Origin of the sequence: Agromyces sp. MMS24-JH15 (genome assembly GCF_043518605.1) — a bacterium.
Lineage (GTDB): Bacteria > Actinomycetota > Actinomycetes > Actinomycetales > Microbacteriaceae > Agromyces.
Map to the genome: position 1 here is coordinate 2,902,579 of NZ_CP171358.1, position 21,029 is coordinate 2,923,607.

Consider the following 21,029-nt stretch of genomic DNA (forward strand, 5'->3'; position numbering starts at 1 on the left):
CCCGCACGCGTTCAATCGCACCGGAGATGCGCCCGAACGGGCGAGTCTCGCTGGTGCTCTCGATCATCCTGCTCGCCGTCGTGCCGCTCGTCCCGCGAGCGGTGACGGATGGCTCGCCGGCAGCGCTCCTCGCCCTCCCGGCCGAGTCGATCCTCGTCCTGTTCCTGATCTTCCTGCTTCCGCAGCCTTCCGCCCGAATCGCCGTCGCCGTCGTGTTCGGGCTCGTCGTCGTCGTCGCGATCTCGCTCGCCGGGATCGATGCCGGGTACCGCGCCGTGCTCGACATCCCGTTCGATCCGCTCGACTGGCAGCAATTGGGCGACGCGTTCGGGGTCGTGCGCGGCACCGTCGGCGGAGCCGTCGCGAACGCGCTCGTCGCGCTCATCGCGGTCGCCGCCGTCGGGCTGGTCGGCGCGCTCGCGTGGGCGGCGCTTCGCGTCAGCGCCGCGATCCGTCCCCTCCGACCCGTCCGACCCGTCCGTCTCCTCGGTCCCGACCGTGCGCGCGGAACCCTCGCCCTCACTGCGGTCGCGGCGGTCTGGCTCGTCGCCGCGCTGACGGGCTCCCGGCTCGTGGCGGGATACGCGGTCGCGGCGGACGCTTCGGTCGACGCGATCGCGGCGTCGGCCTCGCGCGCGGCCGACGGGCTCGCCGCGGTCGCCGACCTGCAGCGGAGGATCGAGACCGACCCCTACCGCGACGTGCCGGGCGGCGCCCTGCTGGCCGGGCTCGCGGGCAAGGACGTCATCTTCGCGTTCGTCGAGAGCTATGGGCGGGTGGCCGTGGAGGACTCGGACCTCTCGGCGGGCGTCGAACGCGTGCTGAGGGACGGCGATGCGCAGCTCCGCGCCGACGGCTACGCGTCGCAGAGCGCGTTCCTGACCTCGCCGACCTTCGGCGGACTCAGCTGGCTCGCGCACTCGACCCTCCAGAGCGGGCTCTGGATCGACCGGCAGCCGGTCTACAGCAGGGTGATCCGAAGCGATCGGCTCACCCTCACCGAGGCCTTCGGACGAGCCGGATGGCGCACCGTCAGCGTCGTTCCCTCGAACACCGAGCCGTGGCCGTTCGGCACGTCGTTCTACCACTTCGACACCCTGCTCGACGCGAACAACGTCGGCTACCACGGGCCGTCGTTCGGGTACGCGCGCATCCCCGACCAGTACACCTGGAAGCACCTCGCCGACGAAGTGCTCGGTGCCGACGACGGTCGGCCCGTCATGGCCGAGGTCGATCTCGTCTCGTCGCACACGCCGTGGGCGCCGCTGCCCGAGCTCGTGCCCTGGTCGGAGACCGGCGACGGCTCCGTGTTCGGCCCGCAGCCGGCGCAGGGGGAGTCGGCGGGAGAGGTCTGGCAGGATCCGGAGCGCGTGCGGCAGGCGTACGCCCGGTCGATCCGCTATTCGCTGGGCGCGATGTTCGCATTCCTGCACGAGTCCGACGACCCGGATCTCGTGCTCGTCGTGCTCGGCGACCACCAGCCGGCCACGATCGTGAGCGGGCGGGGCGCGGGCCACGACGTGCCCATCAGCATCATCTCGAAGGACCCGGCGGTCTTCGCGGCGATCGCCGAGTGGAGCTGGGAGGACGGCGTGCTGCCGTCGCCCGATGCGCCGGTGTGGCCGATGAGCGACTTCCGCGACCGCTTCCTCGGGGCGTTCGGCGGCCGCGCGAACCAGTCGTCGCGTCGCGTCGTGCCGGTCCCGGAACCCGGCTGCGGTGCCGCGGTCAGACGCGCGGCTCGAGCCGTTCGCCCTTGAGCATCTTCGCTGCGGGTTCGAAGCCGTCCTTCGCGTGGTTGGACGCGAGGAACCCGACGCCGTTCAGCGACGCGGCCACCTTGATGGCGGTGACGACCTGACGGGCCTGCTCGACCGGCAGTGCGTGGTCGAGGTAGGCGATCGCCTGGCCGTTCTCGTCCGTCACGACGATGAGGTCGTGCGCGAGTCCGCCGGTCGCGCCGGCGCGATACGCCCCCGCGCGCTCGATGCCCAGCGCGACGGGGATCGTCGCGCCGCCGGTGCGGACCGCCGCTCGACGCAGCCAGCCGCCGAGGCCGCGCGCGGCCTCGTACTCGGCGGTGAGATCGCTCGAGAGGACACCGAGCACATCGCGCCACGCGATGGGCGGAATGCCGGAGAACGTCACCGACTCGGCGCTCACCACCACGAACGGGTCGGCCGCCGACAGGTAGGCCCGCAGTCGCCGGCGCATTCCGGCCAGGCGGACCACGATGACGAGCAGCAGCACGAGGAACAGGCCGACGAGGAGGGACGTGGTGAGACGTCCGAAGTCCGCGACGACGAGGACGACGAGTCCGGCGAGCACGAGGGCCGCAAGACTCGACGCCACGACGATCCCGGTCCGGTTGGCGCGGAGCTCGCCTTCCGTCACCCCTCGCTCGGCCTGGACGGCGAAGGATCGTCCCGACTCGAGGTAGTCGCGCCACTGTTCGATGACGTCGGACATGGGTGCGCTCCTCGGGGTGGGGGATCAGGCGGGGGTGGTGATCAGGCGGTGCGAGCCGCCGGCGTCGTCGACGGACGACCCAAGGCTAATCGACGCGATGGATGGCCCGGGCCGGTCGGCCGGCCCGCCGCGCCGCGGTCGACCGCACGGCGCGCCGGGTTGACCCCCTCGCCGGGGCGGCGAAGAATGAAGACTCGGCTGCGTGCCCGCGCGGGTCGAAGCAGTGCCGGAAACGGGGGAGTTCATGTCGGAGACGCAGGTCCGTTCCTATGGCAGCGATGAGGACGCGACGCAGGTCGTGCCGAGCGCCCCACTCGACTGGGATCCCGAGCGACCGGCGCCCGCCGCCGACCAGGCGTCGGATGCCGACGCCCCCGCGCCCGCCGCGGCGGCGACGACGCGCGCCGCCTGGAGCCGCGACCTGCCGTTCATGCTCGTCGTGCTCGCGGCGATCGTGGTGCTGTTCCTCTCCTTCGCCCTGCTGATCGCGTTCAGTCCGACCAGCGCCGCGATCAGCGCGCTCGCGGTCATCGCCGCGCCCATCGCGACCATGGTCGCCGCGTACTACGGCATCTCGCTCGCGCTCCGGCAGATCCGCGAGGCGCGCGCCGCCGCCGACGCGGCCGACGCGCGGGCGCGTGCGGCCGAGGCCGGCGCGCGCGAGTCCGACGCGTGGGCCGCGCAGATGGAGTCGGGCCTGCGCGTCGCGGTCGCGAAGCTGCGCGCCGCGAGGGTCGAGACCACCGACGTCGAGCGCGCGGCGGGGACGCCGGACGAGTTCTTCTGAGCCGCGGACCCCGGTCCCGGTCGGCTCGGGCCCGGACGAGGGTCGAGGACCGAACGCCTCAGTAGCGCCAGGTGTCGAGCCCCTGTGCGGGCGGATGCCCGGCGAACTCGGCGCGGATCAGGTGCGAGCGGGTCGACAGCACGCCGGGGATCTCCTGGATGTGTCGAAGGATCGCCTGGCTGAGCTGCTCGTGGTCGGGCGCGCTCACCGTCACGATGAGGTCGACGTCGCTGGAGACGGCCTGCACCTTCTCGACGAACGGCAGCGCCACGAGCCGTTCGGCGACGTGCTGCCACTGCCCGTCCTCGATGCGGACCACGACGAGGGCGCAGCTGCGGAGCCCGATCGAGGCGCGGTCGATCTGTGCGCCGTAGCCGGTGATCACCCCGCGGGACTGCAGGTGCTGGAGCCGATTGTGTGCCGCGGTGCGCGAGATGTGCACGAGGTCGGCGAGCGTGCGCACGGAGAGTCGGCCGTCGCGGCTCAATTCGGCCACGATCCGGCGATCGATGGCGTCGAGCGGCTCGGAATCGTCGAACGGCTCGCTGTGCCCGGCTGCGGAATCGGTCATCGTCGTCTCGAATCTCGCGCTCAGCCTACCGCCGCGTCGCGTCCCGATGGGCGGCGTGCGAGGGCGGACCCGGCGGTGGACCCGAGTGCGGATCGCGGGTCGCCGCGCTCCGCGCCGCGACCCGTCGGAGTGCCTGGTGGAGCGGGATGCGCCGGACGCGATCGGGTACCACGACGCGACCGCACGCGACCGCGGCGAACCATCCGTCCGCGACGCGCTCGACGCGGGGGGTCCAGGCGAACCCGTACGCCTCGCGGACCGGGGCCGGCAGGAGCCCGGCCGTCATGAGCCGGACGGGCGGCAGGGCGAGGCGGAGCGGCGCGGGCAGGTCGGCGTCCACGAGCAGGTCGCGCGCGAGCGAGCGGGCCTCGTGGCCGACGCGGAGGCCGGCGACCCGGTCCGCCCACCAGCCGTCGAACTCGGCGCGGGTCTCGGGCCAGCCGGCTCGCGACGACTGCAGCCGTGTTCCGAGCGGCGCGTACCCGCGTACGATCGCGTCGCCGGTCGGCCCGTCCAGCGGTCCCGCGACCCGTTCGTGGACCGCGAGCGCCATCGCGAGCAGCGTGGACGCCACCCAGCGCTGGGCGTCCGCGTCGAAGGCGCTGTATGCGGGCGAGGTCGCATCGCCGCCGCCGCGGACCGGGGCGTGGCGGGCGTTCACCTCGCGGACGGCTTCGGCGACGACCGCCTCGTCGCCGAAGCCGACCGCGTAGGCGTACTCGAGCGTCGCGCGGAGCCGGCGCATCGGTGCGGCACGGAAGCCGCTGTGCATCGCGACCCCGCGCGCCACGCGGGGGTCGGCCAGTTGCAGGAGGATCGCCGCGGCCCCTCCGACGAGGAGGGTCGCGTCGCCCGCGTGCCGGCGGAAGACCTCTCGATCCGTGGCATCCATCAATACCAGTTGTAGCGCTCCGAGTGCGCCCACGCACCGCACGGCGACCCGTACCTGGCGTCGATGTAGCTGAGGCCCCAGTCGATCTGCGTCTGCCCGTTGGTCCGCCAGTCGGCTCCGGCGGAGGCCATCTTGCTGCCGGGCAGCGCCTGCGGGATGCCGTAGGCGCCGCTCGACGCGTTGTACGCGTCGGCCCGCCAGCTCGATTCGCGCGTCCACAGCGACACCAGGCAGCGGTACTGGTCCTCGCCCCACCCGTAGGCGCCGATCGCGCCCCGCGCGTACGCCTTGTGACCGGCCGGGTCGACGGTGACGCCCGGGGGCGGGGGAGCGGTGCCGGTCGCGCCGGCGGCCTCGGCCGCCGCGGCGGCAGCGGCCGCCTCGCGCGCGGCGGCCTCGGCGCGGGCCTGCTCGCCCGCGCGGAAGCGACGCTCGAGGTCGGCGGTCCGGTCGCGCAGGCTCGCGAGTTGGGCGTACAGCGTCTCGACCACGGTCCGCTGGGCGGCGACCTCGGCCTCCGCGGCGGCGTGTGCGGCCTCCGCGGCCGCCTGACGTTCGGATGCCTCGCGCGCGAGGCGATCGCGCTCGCGCTCGGCGACGTCGGCCTGTGCGCTGAGCGATCGCGCCGACGCCCGATCGACGCGCGCCTGCACCGCGGCGTCGGCGGCCTGGTCCGCGATGCGGCCGGCGCGGCTGAGCGCCGCGAGGAGCTCCTCGCGATCGCCGCCGCCGAACCAGAGCCGAAGTCCCGCATCCGCTCCGCCGGTCCGCGCCAGGAGCGCGGCGGTGCGTCCGAACCGGGACGCGGATGCCTCGGCGCGCGCGTCGGCGGCCGACGCGGCCTCGCGCAAGGCGACCGCCCGCGATTGCGCGGCCTCGCGGGCTGCCTCGGCGGTGGCGGCCGCGGCCGCGGCGGCGACGGCGGCGTCGCCGAGGCGCCCGGCCTCGGCCTCGAGCTCGGTGATGAGCGCGTCGATCCTCGTCGCCTCGGCCTCGCGGGAGGCCACGTCGGCCTTCGCGGCCAGCACCTCGTCCCAGCTCGGGTACTCGTCGGCAGCGGCTCCGGTCGGGGTGAGGAGCGCGAGCAGTAGGGCCGCCGCGACGCCGGGTGAGAGTCGGCGCGTGCGCGCCCGTCGGCGCGGGGAGCGATCGTCCATGCTCCTCCCTCCGCTGGCGCTCGGGGGATCGACATCGGGATCGGATGGCTCCTCGAGGCACGCGATCGGTCGATCCACGGGTGGTCCGTCGGCGCGCGAGTCTACCCAGCGGCCGCGCGGGCCCCGTCAGGGACACGCGCCGGCCACCCGATGCGGAGGTCCGTGCCGCGTCGGTCGGGAGTCCGGTTGCGCCATGTCGGCACGACGGCGGCGGCGTTTCCTGAGAAAGACCTGAGTGCCGGGGGGAATCGGGAATCGATCCGAACCATCCATGCGTTTGCATTGAGTGACCGCCCGGTCACCCTACCGAGACCACTGGAGACGATCATGACGACCAGCGCCCCCACGACCGAGATCCCCGGCTACCGCGTCGGCACCTGGAACATCGACCCGACCCACAGCGAGGTCGGCTTCAGCATCCGTCACCTCATGATCAGCAAGGTGAAGGGCAAGTTCGAGCGCTTCACGGCCACCTTCGTGACCGCCGAGAACCCGCTCGACTCGGTCGTGACCGCGTCGGCCGAGGTCGCGTCGATCAACACCAACGAGCCCAACCGCGACGGTCACCTGCGCACCGGGGACTTCTTCGACGCCGACACCTACCCGACCATCGACTTCGTCTCGACCGGCGTGCGCGTCGCGGGCGGCGACTTCAAGGTGGACGGCGACCTCACGATCCGCGGCATCACCAAGCCGGTCACGTTCGACTTCGACTTCGGCGGTTTCGGCGGCGACCCGTACGGCAACTACAAGGCCGGGGCGACGGCGAGGACCGTCATCAACCGCGAGGACTTCGGCCTCACCTACAACGCGGCCCTCGAGACCGGCGGCGTGCTGCTCGGCGACCAGGTCACCATCACGATCGAGCTGCAGGCGGCGCTCCAGCAGTAGGCGACGATCGCACCGCGGGCGGGCGGGACGGCTTCGGCCGTCCCGCCCGCCCGCGTCTCACGCGGTCTTCGATTCGATCGACCTGATCGGAACCGCGCGGAACGCCGCCCACGCGTCGAGCGCCCGACGGTACCCGGCCGGATCGACCGGCCCCGCGAAGCCCTCGAGCGCGACCGAGGTCGTGCCGCGCGCGTCGACGCGCCGCCACGTGCCCGCCACGCGGCCCCGATCGACGAGGATCGGCTGGAAGACGCCGTTCCCGCCGGGGATCACCCGGTCTGCGTGCGCGGGGTCGCACACGGGGGACCGGTCCCGGTAGCCGAGGAAGTACTCGTCGAACGCCGCGAGCACGAGGCGGCCGGCCGGACGCGGAGGCGCCGGAGCGTCCGGAGCATCCGCGGCGTCCGCCGCGACGAGCCGGTCGTCGTCGAACGCGACGAGGGCGTCACCCGCCGCCGCCCGCGCGCGGCGTGCGTCGCCCAGCGTGAGTCCCGCCCACCACGCGAAGTCGTCGACGGTCACCGGCCCGTGCCCGGTCGCATACGCGACGAGGAGGCGGGACAGCGTGTCGTCGCGTGCGTCGTCGCCACGATCCGCCGCCGGGCCGGGCACCCACTCGTCGAGGAGCACGAACGACTGCGTGCGCCCGTCGACCGGACCGCCGCACACCAGGGCCTCGAGCGCGAGTCGCCAGATGAGGCGGTAGCCGCGCTGGCCGCCCGTCGCGATCCCCGCAGCCTCCCACGCCGCCAGGAGTTCGTCGCGGGTGCGCGCTCCCTGCTCGAGCTCGAGGACCGCGACCCGGCGGGCGGCCGCGACGACCTCGTCGTCGAGTTCGAGGTCGCGATGCCGGGTCGTGAGACGTCCGAGCTCCCGCGGCGCCGTGATCGCGAGCACCGGCCGCACGAGCGTCGCGGGCATCACGTGGAGCGTGCCGCGCAGCGGCCACGTGCGCACGATCGCGCCCGACCCGATCGCCGCGTCGACGTCGGCCTCGCGCGAGCCCGCCACGCGTGCGCCGAGCACCCACTTCGCCGCAGCGAGGTCCTGCGCCTGCACGGCCCCGAGCCGCTCGACCGCCGCGGTGACGCTCGGGAGCCCGCCGCCCGTGAGAGCGTGGGCGGCGAGGCGCGCCGCGCGCAGGCGCGAGACATCCGTTGCGGTCGCCATGCGACCAGCCTGCACCCACCGGGCGACACCGGGCGCCCGGTCCGCGGATAGACTGGGAGGCTGTGCCGCTCGGCACGATCACTTTTCACACTCCACGACTCCGGAGGCCCGCGTGCTCGCCGTCCACGACCTCGAGATCCGCGTGGGTGCGCGCGTGCTGATGGAAGGCGTCAACTTCCGCGTCGCCGCGGGCGAGAAGATCGGCCTCGTCGGGCGCAACGGCGCCGGCAAGACGACCCTCACCAAGACGCTCGCGGGGGAGACGCTGCCCACGGGCGGCCGGATCGACCGCTCGGGCGAGATCGGCTACCTGCCGCAGGATCCGCGGTCGGGCGACCCCGAGATGCTCGCGCGCACGCGCATCCTCGACGCGCGCGGGCTCGGCTCGCTCGTGCTCGGCATGCACGAGGCATCCCACCTGATGGGCTCCGACGACCCGGCCGTGGCGGCCAAGGCCATGAAGAAGTACGGCAACCTGACCGACCGCTTCACCGCGCTCGGCGGGTACGCCGCCGAGGCGGAGGCCGCGTCGATCGCCTCGAACCTCAACCTGCCCGATCGCATCCTCGACCAGCCCCTGAAGACGCTCTCGGGTGGCCAGCGCCGGCGCATCGAGCTCGCGCGCATCCTGTTCAGCGACGCCTCGACGATGATCCTCGACGAGCCGACGAACCACCTCGACGCCGACTCCGTCGTCTGGCTGCGGGAGTTCCTCAAGGGCTACAAGGGCGGCGTGATCGTCATCAGCCACGACGTCGAACTCGTCGGCGAGGTCGTGAACCGGGTGTTCTACCTCGACGCGAACCGCTCGGTCATCGACATCTACAACATGGGCTGGAAGCACTACCTCCGCCAGCGCGCCGCCGATGAGGAGCGTCGCAAGAAGGAGCGCGTGAACGCCGAGAAGAAGGCGTCGGCGCTCCAGCAGCAGGCCGCGCGCTTCGGCGCGAAGGCCTCGAAGGCCGCCGCCGCCCACCAGATGGTCGCTCGCGCCGAGAAGCTCCTCTCCGGGCTCGAGGAGGTGCGCCAGGCCGACCGCGTCGCGAAGCTGCGCTTCCCGACCCCGGCGCCCTGCGGGCGGACCCCGCTCACCGCGAGCGACCTGTCCAAGTCCTACGGTTCGCTCGAGATCTTCACGGCGGTCGACCTCGCGATCGACCGCGGCTCGAAGGTCGTCATCATCGGCCTGAACGGCGCGGGCAAGACCACGCTGCTGCGCATCCTCGCCGGCGTCGACGCGCCCGACACGGGCCTCGTCGAACCCGGGCACGGCCTGCGGGTCGGCTACTTCGCGCAGGAGCACGAGACCATCGACGTCGCGCGCACGGTCCTGCAGAACATGGTCAGCGCCTCGCCGAACCTCACCGAGACCGAGGCGCGGAAGGTGCTCGGCTCCTTCCTGTTCACGGGCGACGACGTGCACAAGCCGGCCGGCGTGCTCTCGGGCGGCGAGAAGACGCGTCTCGCGCTCGCGATGATCGTGGTCTCGGGCGCGAACGTGCTGCTGCTCGACGAGCCGACCAACAACCTCGACCCCGCGAGCCGCGACGAGATCCTCGACGCGCTCGCGCACTTCGAGGGCGCCGTCGTCCTGGTCTCGCACGACCCGGGTGCGGTCGAGGCGCTGAGCCCGGAGCGCGTGCTGATCCTGCCGGACGGCGTCGAGGACCACTGGTCGGCCGAGTACCAGGAGCTCATCGAGCTCGCGTGAGGTGAGCGCGCCGCGCAGCGGCACGCTTCGTCAGGTCGGGCGACCGCGCGGATGCCCCGTGCTCAGCGGCTGCGGTCGAGGATCTCGTCCTCGACGGCGGCGTCGGTGCGTGCCTTCGCGGCCCGCCGCCGCTCGCGTTCGGCGTCGGCGCGTTCGCGCTCGGCGGGGTCATCCGCGTTCAGGGTGCGCCAGTCCTGCCGGAGCGCCCAGCCGAACCCGACGAAGCCGATGAGCGCGAAGACGAACCACTGCAGCGAGTACGACAGGTGCGGGCCCTCGTCGCGCGCGGGTCGGCTGGCCGCGAGCGGCGCCTCCGAGGCATCCGCGCCGGTCTGGATGAGGATCCCGTACGCGCCGGTGTAGCTGGGCTCGCCGACGCGATCGGCGAGCTCGGCGAGGTCGATCGTCGCGAGCTGGTTCCCGACCGAGGTGCGGCCCGCGATCGTGCCCTCGCCCGCCTTCAGGCGCACGGCGATCTCGACCTGCCCGGCCTCGGGCGCGGCGTACTCGGCGGGTTCGCCGTCCGACCCCTGGGCGACCCAGCCCCGGTCGACGAAGAAGACGGTGCCGTCCTCGAGGAGGAACGGGGTCACGACCTGGAATCCGGATGCCCCTTGGTAGGGCCGGTTCCGGATCACGACCTCCTCGTCGGCCAGGTACCGGCCGCCGAGTGCGACCACGAGCCACCGCTGGTCCGGGTCGAAGGCCGCGCGGTCCGGCAGCGCGTCGACGACGGGTGTGGGCGACGCGTCGTAGTTGGCGTCGATGCGGGCGATCTCGGTGAGCGCTTCGGCTCGCCGGTTCAGCTGCCAGGTGCCGAGCGCCGAGCAGGCGATCGCGAACGCGATCACGAGTGCGAGGTAGCCCAGCCAGCGGCGGGTCCCGAGCAGGCGCCAGATGCTCATCGGACGGCCTCCGGGTCGGTCGCCGGGCCAGCCTCGAGCGTGCTCGACTCGAGCCGATCCGCCTCGAACGGCCGGACCTCGAGCGGGAACGACCGTGACGCGAGGAACTCGCGCAGAAACTCGACGTGCTCGTCGCACGCGAGCCAGGTCTTCGTGCGACCGTCGACGTGGATCCGCGGATTGCGCCACTCGATGCGCCACGCGGCGCCCGCCGTGCAGCCGGCGCGCGAGCATGTCGGCGCCTCCGGGGATGCGCCGGGGAATCCGATCATCGTCCGTCCTCGTCGTCGTCTTCGGCGGCGGCGGTGGGCCGAGCGGCCTCGATCGCGCCGGTCGGGGCATCCACCCGGCGGGTGCGGCTCGGGCCGCTCACGTTCGCGAGGACGACGGCGACATACGGGAGGAAGATCGCGCCGGCCGCGCACACGGCGAGCCACCAGCCCTTCGCGAACAGCATCAGGAAGATGCAGAGCACGCGGATCGACATGGTGATCGTGTACTTCACCATGCGCGCGCGTCGCTCGGCCTCGGGGGAGGGCGGCAGCGACGTGATCGTGTACTGCTGCTTCATCCTGGTCGCCGCGGATGGGCACGGCGCTCCTCACCCCAAGCCTACGTCCGCACGGGACCGTCGATGCCCCGCTCGGCCGATTCGCTACGATGGGGCGGATCCCACCGACCCGGGCCGCCAGCCCGACAGAAAGCGAGCCGCCATGTCCACGACTCCCCGTACCGTGCTGGTGACCGGCGGCAACCGAGGCATCGGCTGGGCGATCGCCGAGGAGTTCGTCGCACAGGGCCACCGGGTCGCCGTCACGGCGCGTTCGGGCGAGGGGCCCGCGGGTGCGCTCACGGTCCGGGCGGACGTCACCGACTCGGCGTCGATCGACCAGGCCTTCACCGAGGTCGAGGCCGCGCTCGGGCCCGTCGAGGTCGTCGTCGCCAACGCGGGCATCACGCGCGACACGCTCCTGCTCCGCATGTCGGAGGAGGACTTCGAGACGGTCATCGACACGAATCTCACCGGCGCGTTCCGCGTCGTCAAGCGCGCGTCGAAGGGCATGCTCAAGGCGCGCTTCGGGCGCGTCATCCTCATCTCGAGCGTCGTCGGCCTCTTCGGCGGCGCGGGCCAGGTGAACTACTCGTCGTCCAAGGCCGCGCTCGTGGGCATGGCACGGTCGCTCACGCGCGAGCTCGGCGCCCGTGGGATCACCGCGAACGTCGTCGCGCCCGGGTTCATCCGCACCGACATGACCGACGAGCTGCCCGAGGCGCAGCAGGAGCAGTACCGCCAGTCGATCCCGGCCGGCCGGTTCGCCGAGCCCGCCGAGGTCGCGAAGGTCGTCTCGTGGCTCGCGAGCGACGACGCCGGCTACGTGTCGGGCGCGGTCATCCCGGTCGACGGCGGCCTCGGAATGGGGCACTGAGCCCGCATCGAACCCGGCCCCGGGCTGCGACGGCGAGCGCGCTGCTCAGCCACGCAGGCCGAGCAGCGCCAGCACGCGGCTGAGGTCGGGCTCGTCGATCGCGACGTCCGCCTGGGCGCGCACGACCGGCTTCGCGCAGAACGCCACGCCGAGCCCGGCGAGGCCGAGCATCCGGAGGTCGTTCGCGCCGTCGCCGACCGCGACCGTGCGGCCGAGCGGGAGTCCGCTGGCCTCGGCCCACTCGGCGAGCGCGACGGCCTTCGCCTCGGCGTCGACGATCGGCCCGTCGACCCGGCCGGTGAGGCGGCCGTCGGCGAGTTCCAGGCGGTTGGCGCGGCAGAAGTCGAGGCCGAGTCGGGCGGCGAGCGGGTCGAGCAGCTCGTGGAAGCCGCCCGACACGACGCCGACGCGACCGCCTGCGGCGTGCACCCCGGCGATCAGTTCCTCGACGCCGGGCGTCGGAGTCATGCGTGCGCGCACCTCGGCGAACACGGACTCGTCGAGGCCGGCGAGCGTCGCGACCCGCTCGCGGAGGCTCTCGGCGAAGTCCAGCTCGCCGCGCATCGCGCGTTCGGTCACGGCCGCGACGAGGTCGAGCGAGCCGGCGGCATCCGCCAGCAGTTCGATCGCCTCCTCGCGGATGAGCGTCGAGTCGGCGTCGAGGACGACGAGCGGACCGGATGCCCTGCTCACGCCGTCGCTCGCACGCGCGAGCCCTTGCCGACGACGGTGATCCCGCTGTCGGTCACGATGAATCCGCGGGCGAGGTCCTCGGCGCGGTTCACGCCGACGCGCGCGCCCGCCTCGACGACGACCTCCTTGTCGAGGATCGCGCGCCGTACGGTCGCACCGCCCTCGATGCGCGCGCGGTCGAACAGGATCGAGTCCTGCACGTGCGCACCCGATCCGACGTTCGCCCAGGGCCCGAGCACGCTGCGCTCCAGGTGCGCGCCCGAGATGACCGAGCCGAGCGAGACGATCGAGTCGATGACCGTGCCGAGCGCTCCGCGCGCGTCGCGCGTGAACTTGGCGGGCGGCGAGTTCAGCTGCTGCGAGAAGATCGGCCACTCGCGGTTGTAGAGGTTGAACACCGGCAGCACCGAGATGAGGTCCTGGTGGGCCTCGAAGTAGGAGTCGATGGTTCCCACGTCGCGCCAGTAGTAGCGGTCGCGGTCGGTCGAGCCGGGCACGTCGTTGCGCTGCAGGTCGTAGACGCCCGCCTTGCCCTTCGCGACGAACGCGGGGATGATGTCGCCGCCCATGTCGTGGCTCGAGTCGGTGCGTTCGCCGTCCTTGCGGACCTCGTCGATGAGCGCCTGCGCGTCGAACACGTAGTTGCCCATCGACGCGAACACCTCGTCGGGTGCGTCGGGCAGCCCGACCGGGTCGGTCGGCTTCTCGAGGAACGCGCGGATCCGGTCGGGATGCTTCGGGTCGACGTCGATGACGCCGAACTGGTTCGCGAGCGAGATCGGCTGGCGGATCGCCGACACCGTGACCGCGGCACCAGACGCGACGTGCGCGTCGACCATCTGGCTGAAGTCCATCCGGTAGACGTGGTCGGCGCCGACCACGACGATGATGTCCGGCTGCTCGTCGAACACGAGGTTGAGGCTCTGCAGGATCGCGTCGGCCGACCCGGAGAACCAGCGCTTCCCGAGCCGCTGCTGCGCCGGGACGGATGCCACGTACGAGTTCAGCAACCCGCTGAGGCGCCAGGTCTGCGACACGTGGCGGTCGAGGCTGTGCGACTTGTACTGGGTGAGCACGACGATCTGCCGGAGCCCCGAGTTGACGAGGTTGGAGAGGGCGAAGTCGATGAGCCGGTACTGGCCGCCGAACGGCACCGCGGGCTTCGCCCGGTCCTCGGTCAACGGCATCAGCCGCTTGCCTTCCCCACCCGCAAGGACGATCCCGAAGATCTTTCGCGCTGCCATGCTGCAACTGTATCCAGCGCGCGCATGCTCCGCGGCGCAATCCGTCACGCGGCGTCCGGCAGCGCTGCGCTAGCGTGTCCGCATGCGCGTCGATCTGCTCACCCGAGAGTATCCGCCCGAGGTCTACGGCGGTGCCGGCGTCCACGTCGCCGAGTTGGTGCGGGCCCTCAGGCGCCGCATCGACGTCGAGGTGCGCGCCTTCGGAGGCGACCGGGCCGAGCCCGGAACGACCGCCTACGGAACCCCCGCCGAACTCGCCGCCGCGAACGCGGCGATCGCCACGCTCGGCGTCGACCTGCAGATGGCCCAGGATGCCTCGGGCGCGGACCTCGTCCACTCGCACACGTGGTACGCGAACTTCGCCGGTGCGACCGCGAAGCGCCTGCACGGCATTCCGCACGTGGTCACGGCGCACAGCCTCGAGCCGCTCCGCCCGTGGAAGGCCGAGCAGCTGGGCGGCGGCTACCGCGTCAGCTCGTGGGCCGAGCGCGACGCGTTCGAGACCGCGGACGCGGTCATCGCCGTGAGCGGCGGGATGCGCCGGGACATCCTCCGCGCCTATCCGTCGATCGATCCCGATCGCGTCGAGGTCGTCTACAACGGGATCGACCTGACGGACTGGGTGCCGAACGACGCCCCCGAGCTGGTCCGGTCGCTCGGCGTCGACCCGGACGCCCCGTCGATCGTGTTCGTCGGCAGGATCACCCGGCAGAAGGGCCTGCCGTACCTGCTCCGGGCCGCCCGTTCGCTGCCCGCCGGGGTCCAGCTCGTGCTGTGCGCGGGGGCGCCGGACACGCCCGAGATCATGGCCGAGGTCAGCGGACTGGTCGAGGAGCTCGGCCGTGAGCGGGACGGCGTCGTCTGGATCGACCGCCACCTGCCGCGTGGCGAACTGACGGCGCTGTTGACTGCGGCGACCGCGTTCGTGTGCCCGTCGATCTACGAACCGCTCGGGATCGTCAACCTCGAGGCGATGGCGTGCGGCGCGCCCGTCGTCGGCACCGCGACCGGCGGGATCCCGGAGGTCGTCGTCGACGGCGGGACCGGCCTGCTGGTCCCGATCGAGCAGGTCGAGGACGGGACGGGGACGCCGGTCGATCCCGATCGGTTCGTCGCCGACCTGGCGGCCGCGCTCACCGAGATCGTCGCCGACCCCGATCGCGCCGCGCGGATGGGCGCGGCCGGCCGGCGTCGCGCCGAGGAGCAGTTCGCGTGGGGGGCGATCGCGGACCGCACGATCGAGGTGTACGAGCGCGTGCTCGGGGGAGTGCACGGCTGAGCGACGAACCTGAGGGCCTCCTGCGTCCGGATAGCATTGGGGACATGGCGAGTACGGTTCTGCAGTTCCGCGACGTGGCGGTGGTTCGCGACGGCAACACGATCCTCGACGGGATCGACTGGACCGTCGGTTCCGACGAGCGGTGGGTCATCCTCGGGCCGAACGGCGCGGGCAAGACCACGCTGCTCCAGATCGCGGCCGCGGCCATGCACCCCACGCGCGGCGAGGCCGAGATCCTGCTCGAGTCGCTCGGCAAGGTCGACGTGTTCGAGCTCCGCCCGATGATCGGGTTCGCGTCGACCGCGATGGCGCGCAAGATCCCGCGCAACGAGACCATCATCGACAGCGTCCTCACCGCTGCGTACTCGGTCACCGGCCGGTGGAACGAGGAGTACGAGGAGATCGACGTCCGCCGGGCCCGCCGCGTGCTCGCGGAGTGGCGACTCGAGGAGTTCGCCGAACGCCGATTCGGCAGCCTCTCGGACGGCGAGCAGAAGCGCGTGCAGATCGCGCGGTCGGTCATGACCGACCCCGAGCTGCTGCTGCTCGACGAGCCCGCGGCGAGCCTCGACCTCGGGGCGCGCGAGGAGCTCGTGGGCCTGCTCGGCGGCTACGCCTCGTCGCCGGCCGCGCCGGCCATCGTGATGGTCACCCACCACGTCGAGGAGATCCCGCAGGGGTTCACCCATGCGCTGCTCCTCGCCGACGGCAAGGTCACGGCCGCGGGCCCGATCGCCGAGGCGCTCACCTCCGAAACCCTGACGAACACGTTCGGCATCGGGATCGAACTCACGCACGCCGACGGCCGCTACGCCGCGCGTGCCGCGTGAGCCCGAATCCGGCTCGGTTCTGCTAGAATCGATAGCTGGCCCCGGGGCCAATCCGTCTTCCGTGCGCTGCAGCCTGCCGCGGACGGTCACGTCACACTCACCAGCAAGGAAGTCCTCATGAAGGCAGACATCCACCCCGAGTACAACGCCGTGGTCTTCCGCGACCTCGCCTCGGGCGCCACGTTCCTCACCCGCTCGACCGTTTCGAGCGACAAGACCATCGACCTCGACGGTGCCACCTACCCGGTGATCGACGTCGAGATCTCGAGCGAGTCGCACCCGTTCTACACGGGCAAGCAGCGCATCCTCGACTCGGCCGGCCGCGTCGAGAAGTTCAACCAGCGCTTCAAGAACTTCGGCGCGAAGTAACCCTCGCACCGACGCGAAAGGGGCCGACCTCCGTTCCGGAGGTCGGCCCCTTCGTCGTCGCCAGGTGGTCGTCCGGCCGCAGCGCGGCCGGACGCGGTCAGCGAACCGGCCAGGTGCCCACGGCGGTGAATGCGGGCTCGCCGTTCGCGCGGCGCCACGCCTGGTAGTTCTCCGCCTGCTCGAGCGACCACTGCACCTGCTCGGCGTGGAGCGATGCGAGGTCGGCTGCGGCGACCTCCGGGTAGCGGCGGGCGATGGCCTGGGCGACGCGGCCCGCGGCGATGGCGTCGGCCGCGGCGTCGTGCGCATCGAGCAGTTCGACGCCGTAGTGCTCGGCCGCCGCGGTCAGGGTCCGCTTCCCGCGGCGGTACCGGTCCACCGCGCGGTCGATGACGAGCGGGTCGATGATCGGGGCCGGCGAGGGCAGCGGCGTGAACCCGTACCGCTCGGCCTCGCGCGCGAGCACGGTCAGGTCGTACGACGCGTTGTACGCGACGACCGGGTAGCCGCGCGACAGCAGTCCGGCGAGGGTCCCGATGATCTCGGCCACCGCCTGCGCCGCCGGCAGGCCGTCGGCGCGTGCGCGCTCCGTCGAGACGCCGTGGATGAGCGAGGCCGCGGTCGGGATCTCAACGCCGGGATCGACCAGCCACGCGTGCTGCTCGAGCGGTTCGCCGTCCGGTCCGATGAGGCCGACGTGCGCGGTCACGATGCGGCAGACGTCGACGTCGATGCCGGTCGTCTCGAGGTCGAAGACGGCGAGTCGGTCGCTCCAACGGGCGTGCGGTGCGTTCATGCCGCTCACTGTATGCGCGGCCGCCGACATCGCCCGGGGCGGCGCACCGGAGCCGCCGCAGGCGGCGCGTCGGGCCGGTCGTCGCTCAGGGACCGCTCGGAGTCGCCCTCCTAGAATGGAGGCGATGACGCCCTCGCCGTATGCCGCCGCGCTCGCCCGGATCCCCGTGCGCGAGCACCGCACCGAGGTGCTCGGCACCGAGACCGCCTGGTGGGAGTACGGCCCAGCCGACGCGCCGACCATCGTGATCGTCCACGGCTTCCGCGGCGACCACCACGGGCTCGAGCCGGTCGTCGCGCACCTGCCGGGATTCCGCATCGTGTCGCCCGACCTGCCGAGCTTCGGGGCATCCGCACCCTTCGCCGACCGACCGCACGACATCGCGGGATACTCGGCCTGGCTCGCCGCCTTCATCGACGCGGCCGGGATCGACGGCGCCCACGTGCTGCTCGGACACTCGTTCGGATCGATCGTGTCCGCCGCCGCCGTCGCCGACGGGCTCGCGCCGAGGCGACTCGTCCTGGTCAACCCGATCGGCGCGCCCGCCCTCGAGGGGCCTCGCGGCGTCATGACCCGACTCGCCGTGCTCTACTACCGCGCGGCCGCCGCGCTGCCCGAGCGCGCCGGCTTCGGGCTGCTGCGCAACGGGGCGATCGTCCGGGTGATGAGCGCGACGATGGCGAAGACGCGAGACCGCGACCTCCGCCGGTTCATCCACGACCAGCACGACCGCTACTTCTCCGCGTTCTCCGATCGGGACGCGGTGCTCGAAGCCTTCCGCGCGTCCGTCAGCCATGATGTCAGCGAGTACGCCGAGCGGATCACCGTGCCGACGCTGCTGGTCGCCGCCGATCGGGACGACATCACGCCGATCGACGCGCAGCGCGCGCTCGTGCGTCGCTTCCCGGATGCGACGCTCGAGGTCATCGCCGACGTCGGGCACCTCATTCACTACGAGGCGCCCGCCGAGGCCGCCGCGTACGTCGCACCGTTCGCCGCCGCCGGGGCGACCGCGTGAAGCTCGTCGTCGACTGCCGCTACACCCGGATCGGACAGCACGACGGCATCAGCCGCTTCACCGCCGGCATCGTGGGCGAACTCGGGAAGCGGCATCCGCTCACCATGCTCGTGAACGACCGCCGCCAGCTCGACCTGCTGCCAGACCTGCCCTGGGAGCTCGTCAGCGGGCCGACGAGCGTCAGGGAGCCGTTCGTCGCGCGCCAGGTGCGCCGGCTCCGGCCCGACGTCGTGTTCTCGCCCATGCAGACGATGGGGTCCTGGGGTCGCGACTACGCGCTCGTGCTCACGCTCCACGACCTCATCTACTACGAGAACCGGACGCCCCCGCGGGACCTGCCCGCGCCGATCCGGCTGCTCTGGCGCCTCTACCACCTCGCGTGGTGGCCGCAGCGCGTCCTGCTCGATCGGGCGGACGCCGTCGTCACCGTCTCGGCGACGACCGCATCGCTCATGCGCGAGCACCGGTTGACGAAGCGACCGGTGACGGTGATCCCGAACGCCGCCGACGACCTGCCCGTGCCGGCGTCGCCCCGGCCCCGCCCCGAGCGCAACCGCCTCGTGTACATGGGGTCGTACATGCCGTACAAGAACGTCGACGCGCTCGTGCTCGCGACCGCGCAGCTGCCCGAGTACGAACTGCACCTCTGCAGCCGCATCGGCGACGGCGAGCGGGCGCGCCTCACGAGGCTCGCGCCCGACGCGCGCCTCGTCTTCCACGACGGCGTGACGGATGCCGAGTACGCCGACCTGCTCGCGGGCGCGACCGCGCTCGTGCACGCCTCGCGCGCCGAGGGCTTCGGCATCCCGCTCGTCGAGGCGATGCGGGTGGGCACGCCCGTGGTCGCGAGCGACATCCCGATCTTCCGCGAGATCGGCGGCGACGCCGCCGTCTTCTTCGACCCGGACCGGCCCGACGACCTCGTGGGCGCGGTGCGTCGGCTCGAGGAGCCGGGGGAGTGGGAGTCGCGGTCGACGGCCTCGATCGAGACGGCGGCCCGATTCACCTGGGCCGCGTCGGCCGAACGGCTCCTCGAACTGCTGCGTCCCCTCGGCGAGGCCCGCGCGGGCGGCGGGGCCGGTGTCAGCCGAGCAGCGCGTCGGCGAGGTGCTCGAGCACCTCGCTCGCCCCGGCGTCGAGCTTGACCGCCGCGCGGCTGTCGCCCTTGGTGAGGCCGCGGTTGACCACGACGATCGGCATCCGTCGGCGGCGCGCGAGCTCGAGGAGCCGCACGCCCGAGTTCACGACGAGCGAGGATCCCGCGACGAGCAGGACCTCGCTCTCCTTCACGATCGCCGCGGCCGCCTCGAACGTGTCGGCCGGCACGAACTCGCCGAAGAACACGACGTCGGGCTTCAGGATGCCGCCGCAGACGGTGCAGTCGGGCAGGACCATGCCCTCCACGCCGTCGACCTCCACGTCGCCGTCGGGTGCCGCGCGGATCGCCGTGTCGAGGTCGATGCCGGGGTTGAGCCGCTCGAGCCGCTCGGCGATCGCCTGCCGCGCGAACACCTGCCCGCAGGCGAGGCACACGACCCGGTCCATCGCGCCGTGCAGTTCGACGACCCGCGCGCTGCCGGCGCGCCGGTGCAGGCCGTCCACGTTCTGGGTCACGACCCCGGACACTGCACCGCCCGATTCGAGTCGCGCGATCGCGCGGTGGCCGCGGTTCGGCAGCGCGCTGCCGAATGCGCGCCAGCCCAGGTGGCTGCCCGCCCAGTAGCGCTTCCGCGCCGTCTCCGAAGCCAGGAAGGTCTGGAAGGTCATGGGGGTGCGGACGGGTGCGCCCTCGCCCCGGTAGTCGGGGATGCCGGAGTCGGTGCTCACGCCCGCGCCGGTGAGGACCGCGACGCGGCGGCCCGCCATCAGGCCGATGGCCTGGTCGAGCGCCTGCGCGATGCCCTCCTCGGTCGTCGTGATCGACACCTGGTCTCCTCCCGGACGTGGTCACGATAGTAAACGTCGTGGTTTTCCGGAATGTTTCACGGGATGGCAGGCTGACGGGGGAGGACCCATCATGCAGATCGAGCGCGTCACCGACGCGGCATCCGACGCCGTCGCCGACTACGCGTCGCTCACCGACGTCGCCCTGCGCAGCCGGACCGAGTCCGAGCGCGGGCTGTACATCGCCGAGTCGGCGAAGGTGATCACGCGCGCCATCCGGGCCGGGCATCGCCCACGCTCGGTCCTGACCGAGGAGAGATGGCTGTCGGCGCTCGAGCCCGCGCTCGAGCCGTTCGACATCGCGGTGCACGTCGCGGAACCCGACCAGCTCGAGCACATCACCGGGTATCGCGTGCACCGGGGCGCCCTCGCCGCGTTCGAGCGCCCGGTGCAGCCCGACGCGGCCGACCTGCTTCGCGACGCGCGCCGCGTGGTCGTGCTCGAGGACATCGTCGACCACACCAACGTCGGGGCGATCTTCCGCAGCGCGGCCGCGCTCGGCGCGGACGCCGTGCTCGTCACGGAGCGCTGCGCCGATCCGCTGTACCGGCGCAGCGTGCGCGTCAGCATGGGCACGGTGTTCCAGGTGCCGTGGTCGCGCCTGCCCGCGTGGGACCAGGCGCTCCCGATCCTGCACGACCACGGCTTCGAGGTGCTCGCACTCGCCCTCGCCGACGACGCGGTCCCGCTCCGCACGCTCGCCGCCGACGCGCCCGAGCGTGTCGCGCTCGTCTTCGGCTCCGAGGGCGACGGACTCAGCCGTCGTGCCCTGGCCGCCGCGGATCGCGTCGTCACCATCCCGATGGCGGGCGGTGTGGATTCGCTGAACGTCGCCGCGAGCGCGGCGGTGGCGCTCTATGCGCTGGGCGGCTGACG

At 72.7% G+C, this 21,029-nt stretch carries 23 protein-coding genes; 11 read left to right on the forward strand and 12 right to left on the reverse strand.

Translation table 11 applies throughout. From position 1 onward, the window contains the following. Positions 1–26 precede the first annotated feature (26 nt). Positions 27–1,760: a CDP-alcohol phosphatidyltransferase gene (locus ACDF64_RS13225; RefSeq protein ID WP_394551824.1), complete on the forward strand. Its 1,734-nt coding sequence runs from the start codon at positions 27–29 to the stop codon at positions 1,758–1,760. Here the strand turns inward: ACDF64_RS13225 and ACDF64_RS13230 are convergent. Next, positions 1,729–2,469: a hypothetical protein gene (locus tag ACDF64_RS13230; RefSeq protein WP_394551825.1), complete on the reverse strand. Its 741-nt coding sequence runs from the start codon at positions 2,467–2,469 to the stop codon at positions 1,729–1,731. The two genes, ACDF64_RS13225 and ACDF64_RS13230, sit on opposite strands and share 32 nt — an antisense overlap. Positions 2,470–2,713: 244 nt before the next feature. Here ACDF64_RS13230 and ACDF64_RS13235 point away from each other — a divergent pair, with 244 nt between their 5' ends. Next, the gene (locus ACDF64_RS13235) at positions 2,714–3,256 is read left to right on the forward strand and encodes a hypothetical protein (RefSeq protein WP_394551826.1); all 543 of its coding nucleotides are present in this window, start codon (positions 2,714–2,716) and stop codon (positions 3,254–3,256) included. A 58-nt stretch (positions 3,257–3,314) separates the two neighbouring features. Here ACDF64_RS13235 and ACDF64_RS13240 read toward each other — a convergent pair whose 3' ends face one another. The 3 genes from ACDF64_RS13240 to ACDF64_RS13250 are packed head-to-tail and all read right to left on the reverse strand — an operon-like array spanning position 3,315 to position 5,876. Further along, positions 3,315–3,827 carry an Lrp/AsnC family transcriptional regulator gene (locus ACDF64_RS13240; RefSeq protein WP_394551828.1) on the reverse strand — a complete coding sequence of 171 codons (513 nt, stop codon included), beginning with the start codon at positions 3,825–3,827 and terminating at the stop codon, positions 3,315–3,317. Between the two features lie 25 nt (positions 3,828–3,852). Further along, on the reverse strand, positions 3,853–4,719 hold the full coding sequence (locus ACDF64_RS13245) for an oxygenase MpaB family protein (RefSeq protein WP_394551830.1): 867 nt from the start codon (positions 4,717–4,719) through the stop codon (positions 3,853–3,855). Beyond that, positions 4,719–5,876 carry a hypothetical protein gene (locus ACDF64_RS13250; protein WP_394551831.1) on the reverse strand — a complete coding sequence of 386 codons (1,158 nt, stop codon included), beginning with the start codon at positions 5,874–5,876 and terminating at the stop codon, positions 4,719–4,721. Before ACDF64_RS13250 ends, ACDF64_RS13245 begins: the two co-directional genes overlap by 1 nt. A gap of 327 nt (positions 5,877–6,203) precedes the next feature. On the opposite strand from ACDF64_RS13250, the gene ACDF64_RS13255 reads away from it, so the two are divergent. Further along, positions 6,204–6,767 (forward strand): YceI family protein, encoded by a 564-nt coding sequence (locus ACDF64_RS13255; protein ID WP_394551832.1) that lies wholly within the window; start codon positions 6,204–6,206, stop codon positions 6,765–6,767. A gap of 57 nt (positions 6,768–6,824) precedes the next feature. Here ACDF64_RS13255 and ACDF64_RS13260 read toward each other — a convergent pair whose 3' ends face one another. After that, positions 6,825–7,937: a winged helix DNA-binding domain-containing protein gene (locus ACDF64_RS13260; protein ID WP_394551833.1), complete on the reverse strand. Its 1,113-nt coding sequence runs from the start codon at positions 7,935–7,937 to the stop codon at positions 6,825–6,827. A gap of 112 nt (positions 7,938–8,049) precedes the next feature. On the opposite strand from ACDF64_RS13260, the gene ACDF64_RS13265 reads away from it, so the two are divergent. Continuing rightward, positions 8,050–9,648, forward strand: a complete 1,599-nt coding sequence (locus ACDF64_RS13265; RefSeq protein ID WP_394551834.1) for an ABC-F family ATP-binding cassette domain-containing protein — start codon at positions 8,050–8,052, stop codon at positions 9,646–9,648. 62 nt (positions 9,649–9,710) lie between these two features. On the opposite strand, the gene ACDF64_RS13270 is transcribed toward ACDF64_RS13265, so the two are convergent. From ACDF64_RS13270 to ACDF64_RS13280, 3 genes are read right to left on the reverse strand one after another with little or no spacing between them, the layout of a single operon-like run. Then, complete coding sequence (locus ACDF64_RS13270; RefSeq protein ID WP_394551836.1) at positions 9,711–10,553, reverse strand: SURF1 family protein; 843 nt, start codon at positions 10,551–10,553, stop codon at positions 9,711–9,713. After that, a complete protein-coding gene (locus ACDF64_RS13275; protein WP_394551837.1) occupies positions 10,550–10,825 on the reverse strand; it encodes a hypothetical protein in 276 nt (91 codons plus the stop codon). The genes ACDF64_RS13270 and ACDF64_RS13275 overlap by 4 nt, the downstream gene beginning before the upstream one ends. Next, a complete protein-coding gene (locus ACDF64_RS13280) occupies positions 10,822–11,124 on the reverse strand; it encodes a DUF3099 domain-containing protein (RefSeq protein WP_394551838.1) in 303 nt (100 codons plus the stop codon). The genes ACDF64_RS13275 and ACDF64_RS13280 overlap by 4 nt, the downstream gene beginning before the upstream one ends. 142 nt (positions 11,125–11,266) lie before the next feature. Between ACDF64_RS13280 and ACDF64_RS13285 the strand changes: the two genes are divergently transcribed. Then, positions 11,267–11,980, forward strand: coding sequence for a beta-ketoacyl-ACP reductase (locus tag ACDF64_RS13285; protein ID WP_394551839.1), 714 nt, complete (start codon positions 11,267–11,269; stop codon positions 11,978–11,980). 45 nt (positions 11,981–12,025) lie between these two features. Here ACDF64_RS13285 and serB read toward each other — a convergent pair whose 3' ends face one another. After that, the gene (serB, locus tag ACDF64_RS13290) at positions 12,026–12,673 is read right to left on the reverse strand and encodes a phosphoserine phosphatase SerB (RefSeq protein WP_394551840.1); all 648 of its coding nucleotides are present in this window, start codon (positions 12,671–12,673) and stop codon (positions 12,026–12,028) included. After that, the gene (locus ACDF64_RS13295; protein WP_394551842.1) at positions 12,670–13,917 is read right to left on the reverse strand and encodes a glucose-1-phosphate adenylyltransferase; all 1,248 of its coding nucleotides are present in this window, start codon (positions 13,915–13,917) and stop codon (positions 12,670–12,672) included. Before ACDF64_RS13295 ends, serB begins: the two co-directional genes overlap by 4 nt. Before the next feature lie 82 nt (positions 13,918–13,999). Here ACDF64_RS13295 and glgA point away from each other — a divergent pair, with 82 nt between their 5' ends. The 3 genes from glgA (at position 14,000) to ACDF64_RS13310 (ending at position 16,395) form a co-directional block, all read left to right on the forward strand. Next, on the forward strand, positions 14,000–15,196 hold the full coding sequence (glgA, locus tag ACDF64_RS13300; RefSeq protein ID WP_394551843.1) for a glycogen synthase: 1,197 nt from the start codon (positions 14,000–14,002) through the stop codon (positions 15,194–15,196). 44 nt (positions 15,197–15,240) lie between these two features. Then, positions 15,241–16,026, forward strand: a complete 786-nt coding sequence (locus ACDF64_RS13305) for an ABC transporter ATP-binding protein (protein ID WP_394551844.1) — start codon at positions 15,241–15,243, stop codon at positions 16,024–16,026. Positions 16,027–16,143: 117 nt separating this feature from the next. Continuing rightward, entirely contained in the window at positions 16,144–16,395 is a 252-nt protein-coding gene (locus tag ACDF64_RS13310) for a type B 50S ribosomal protein L31 (protein ID WP_394551845.1), read from the forward strand. Positions 16,396–16,492: 97 nt separating this feature from the next. Here the strand turns inward: ACDF64_RS13310 and ACDF64_RS13315 are convergent, their stop codons facing one another. Next, positions 16,493–17,191, reverse strand: coding sequence for an exonuclease domain-containing protein (locus ACDF64_RS13315; protein WP_394551846.1), 699 nt, complete (start codon positions 17,189–17,191; stop codon positions 16,493–16,495). Between the two features lie 124 nt (positions 17,192–17,315). Here ACDF64_RS13315 and ACDF64_RS13320 point away from each other — a divergent pair, with 124 nt between their 5' ends. Together ACDF64_RS13320 and ACDF64_RS13325 are read left to right on the forward strand one after the other, a co-directional pair. Further along, positions 17,316–18,209 carry an alpha/beta fold hydrolase gene (locus ACDF64_RS13320; RefSeq protein WP_394551847.1) on the forward strand — a complete coding sequence of 298 codons (894 nt, stop codon included), beginning with the start codon at positions 17,316–17,318 and terminating at the stop codon, positions 18,207–18,209. Next, positions 18,206–19,354, forward strand: coding sequence for a glycosyltransferase family 4 protein (locus tag ACDF64_RS13325; RefSeq protein WP_394551848.1), 1,149 nt, complete (start codon positions 18,206–18,208; stop codon positions 19,352–19,354). The genes ACDF64_RS13320 and ACDF64_RS13325 overlap by 4 nt, the downstream gene beginning before the upstream one ends. On the opposite strand, the gene ACDF64_RS13330 is transcribed toward ACDF64_RS13325, so the two are convergent. Beyond that, positions 19,293–20,135 (reverse strand): Sir2 family NAD-dependent protein deacetylase, encoded by an 843-nt coding sequence (locus ACDF64_RS13330; RefSeq protein WP_394551849.1) that lies wholly within the window; start codon positions 20,133–20,135, stop codon positions 19,293–19,295. The genes ACDF64_RS13325 and ACDF64_RS13330 overlap by 62 nt on opposite strands. Before the next feature lie 91 nt (positions 20,136–20,226). On the opposite strand from ACDF64_RS13330, the gene ACDF64_RS13335 reads away from it, so the two are divergent. Beyond that, positions 20,227–21,027 carry a TrmH family RNA methyltransferase gene (locus ACDF64_RS13335; RefSeq protein ID WP_394551850.1) on the forward strand — a complete coding sequence of 267 codons (801 nt, stop codon included), beginning with the start codon at positions 20,227–20,229 and terminating at the stop codon, positions 21,025–21,027. The last annotated feature ends 2 nt before the right edge of the window (positions 21,028–21,029 follow it).

Excerpts from the sequence above, each read along its gene's own strand:
- ACDF64_RS13225 (WP_394551824.1), top strand. The coding sequence starts at position 27 with ATGCGCCCGAACGGGCGAGTCTCGCTGGTGCTCTCGATCATCCTGCTC.
- ACDF64_RS13230 (WP_394551825.1), bottom strand. The coding sequence starts at position 2,469 with ATGTCCGACGTCATCGAACAGTGGCGCGACTACCTCGAGTCGGGACGA.
- ACDF64_RS13235 (WP_394551826.1), top strand. The coding sequence starts at position 2,714 with ATGTCGGAGACGCAGGTCCGTTCCTATGGCAGCGATGAGGACGCGACG.
- ACDF64_RS13240 (WP_394551828.1), bottom strand. The coding sequence starts at position 3,827 with ATGACCGATTCCGCAGCCGGGCACAGCGAGCCGTTCGACGATTCCGAG.
- ACDF64_RS13245 (WP_394551830.1), bottom strand. The coding sequence starts at position 4,719 with ATGGATGCCACGGATCGAGAGGTCTTCCGCCGGCACGCGGGCGACGCG.
- ACDF64_RS13250 (WP_394551831.1), bottom strand. The coding sequence starts at position 5,876 with ATGGACGATCGCTCCCCGCGCCGACGGGCGCGCACGCGCCGACTCTCA.
- ACDF64_RS13255 (WP_394551832.1), top strand. The coding sequence starts at position 6,204 with ATGACGACCAGCGCCCCCACGACCGAGATCCCCGGCTACCGCGTCGGC.
- ACDF64_RS13260 (WP_394551833.1), bottom strand. The coding sequence starts at position 7,937 with ATGGCGACCGCAACGGATGTCTCGCGCCTGCGCGCGGCGCGCCTCGCC.
- ACDF64_RS13270 (WP_394551836.1), bottom strand. The coding sequence starts at position 10,553 with ATGAGCATCTGGCGCCTGCTCGGGACCCGCCGCTGGCTGGGCTACCTC.
- ACDF64_RS13275 (WP_394551837.1), bottom strand. The coding sequence starts at position 10,825 with ATGATCGGATTCCCCGGCGCATCCCCGGAGGCGCCGACATGCTCGCGC.
- ACDF64_RS13280 (WP_394551838.1), bottom strand. The coding sequence starts at position 11,124 with ATGAAGCAGCAGTACACGATCACGTCGCTGCCGCCCTCCCCCGAGGCC.
- ACDF64_RS13285 (WP_394551839.1), top strand. The coding sequence starts at position 11,267 with ATGTCCACGACTCCCCGTACCGTGCTGGTGACCGGCGGCAACCGAGGC.
- ACDF64_RS13295 (WP_394551842.1), bottom strand. The coding sequence starts at position 13,917 with ATGGCAGCGCGAAAGATCTTCGGGATCGTCCTTGCGGGTGGGGAAGGC.
- glgA (WP_394551843.1), top strand. The coding sequence starts at position 14,000 with ATGCGCGTCGATCTGCTCACCCGAGAGTATCCGCCCGAGGTCTACGGC.
- ACDF64_RS13305 (WP_394551844.1), top strand. The coding sequence starts at position 15,241 with ATGGCGAGTACGGTTCTGCAGTTCCGCGACGTGGCGGTGGTTCGCGAC.
- ACDF64_RS13310 (WP_394551845.1), top strand. The coding sequence starts at position 16,144 with ATGAAGGCAGACATCCACCCCGAGTACAACGCCGTGGTCTTCCGCGAC.
- ACDF64_RS13315 (WP_394551846.1), bottom strand. The coding sequence starts at position 17,191 with ATGAACGCACCGCACGCCCGTTGGAGCGACCGACTCGCCGTCTTCGAC.
- ACDF64_RS13320 (WP_394551847.1), top strand. The coding sequence starts at position 17,316 with ATGACGCCCTCGCCGTATGCCGCCGCGCTCGCCCGGATCCCCGTGCGC.
- ACDF64_RS13335 (WP_394551850.1), top strand. The coding sequence starts at position 20,227 with ATGCAGATCGAGCGCGTCACCGACGCGGCATCCGACGCCGTCGCCGAC.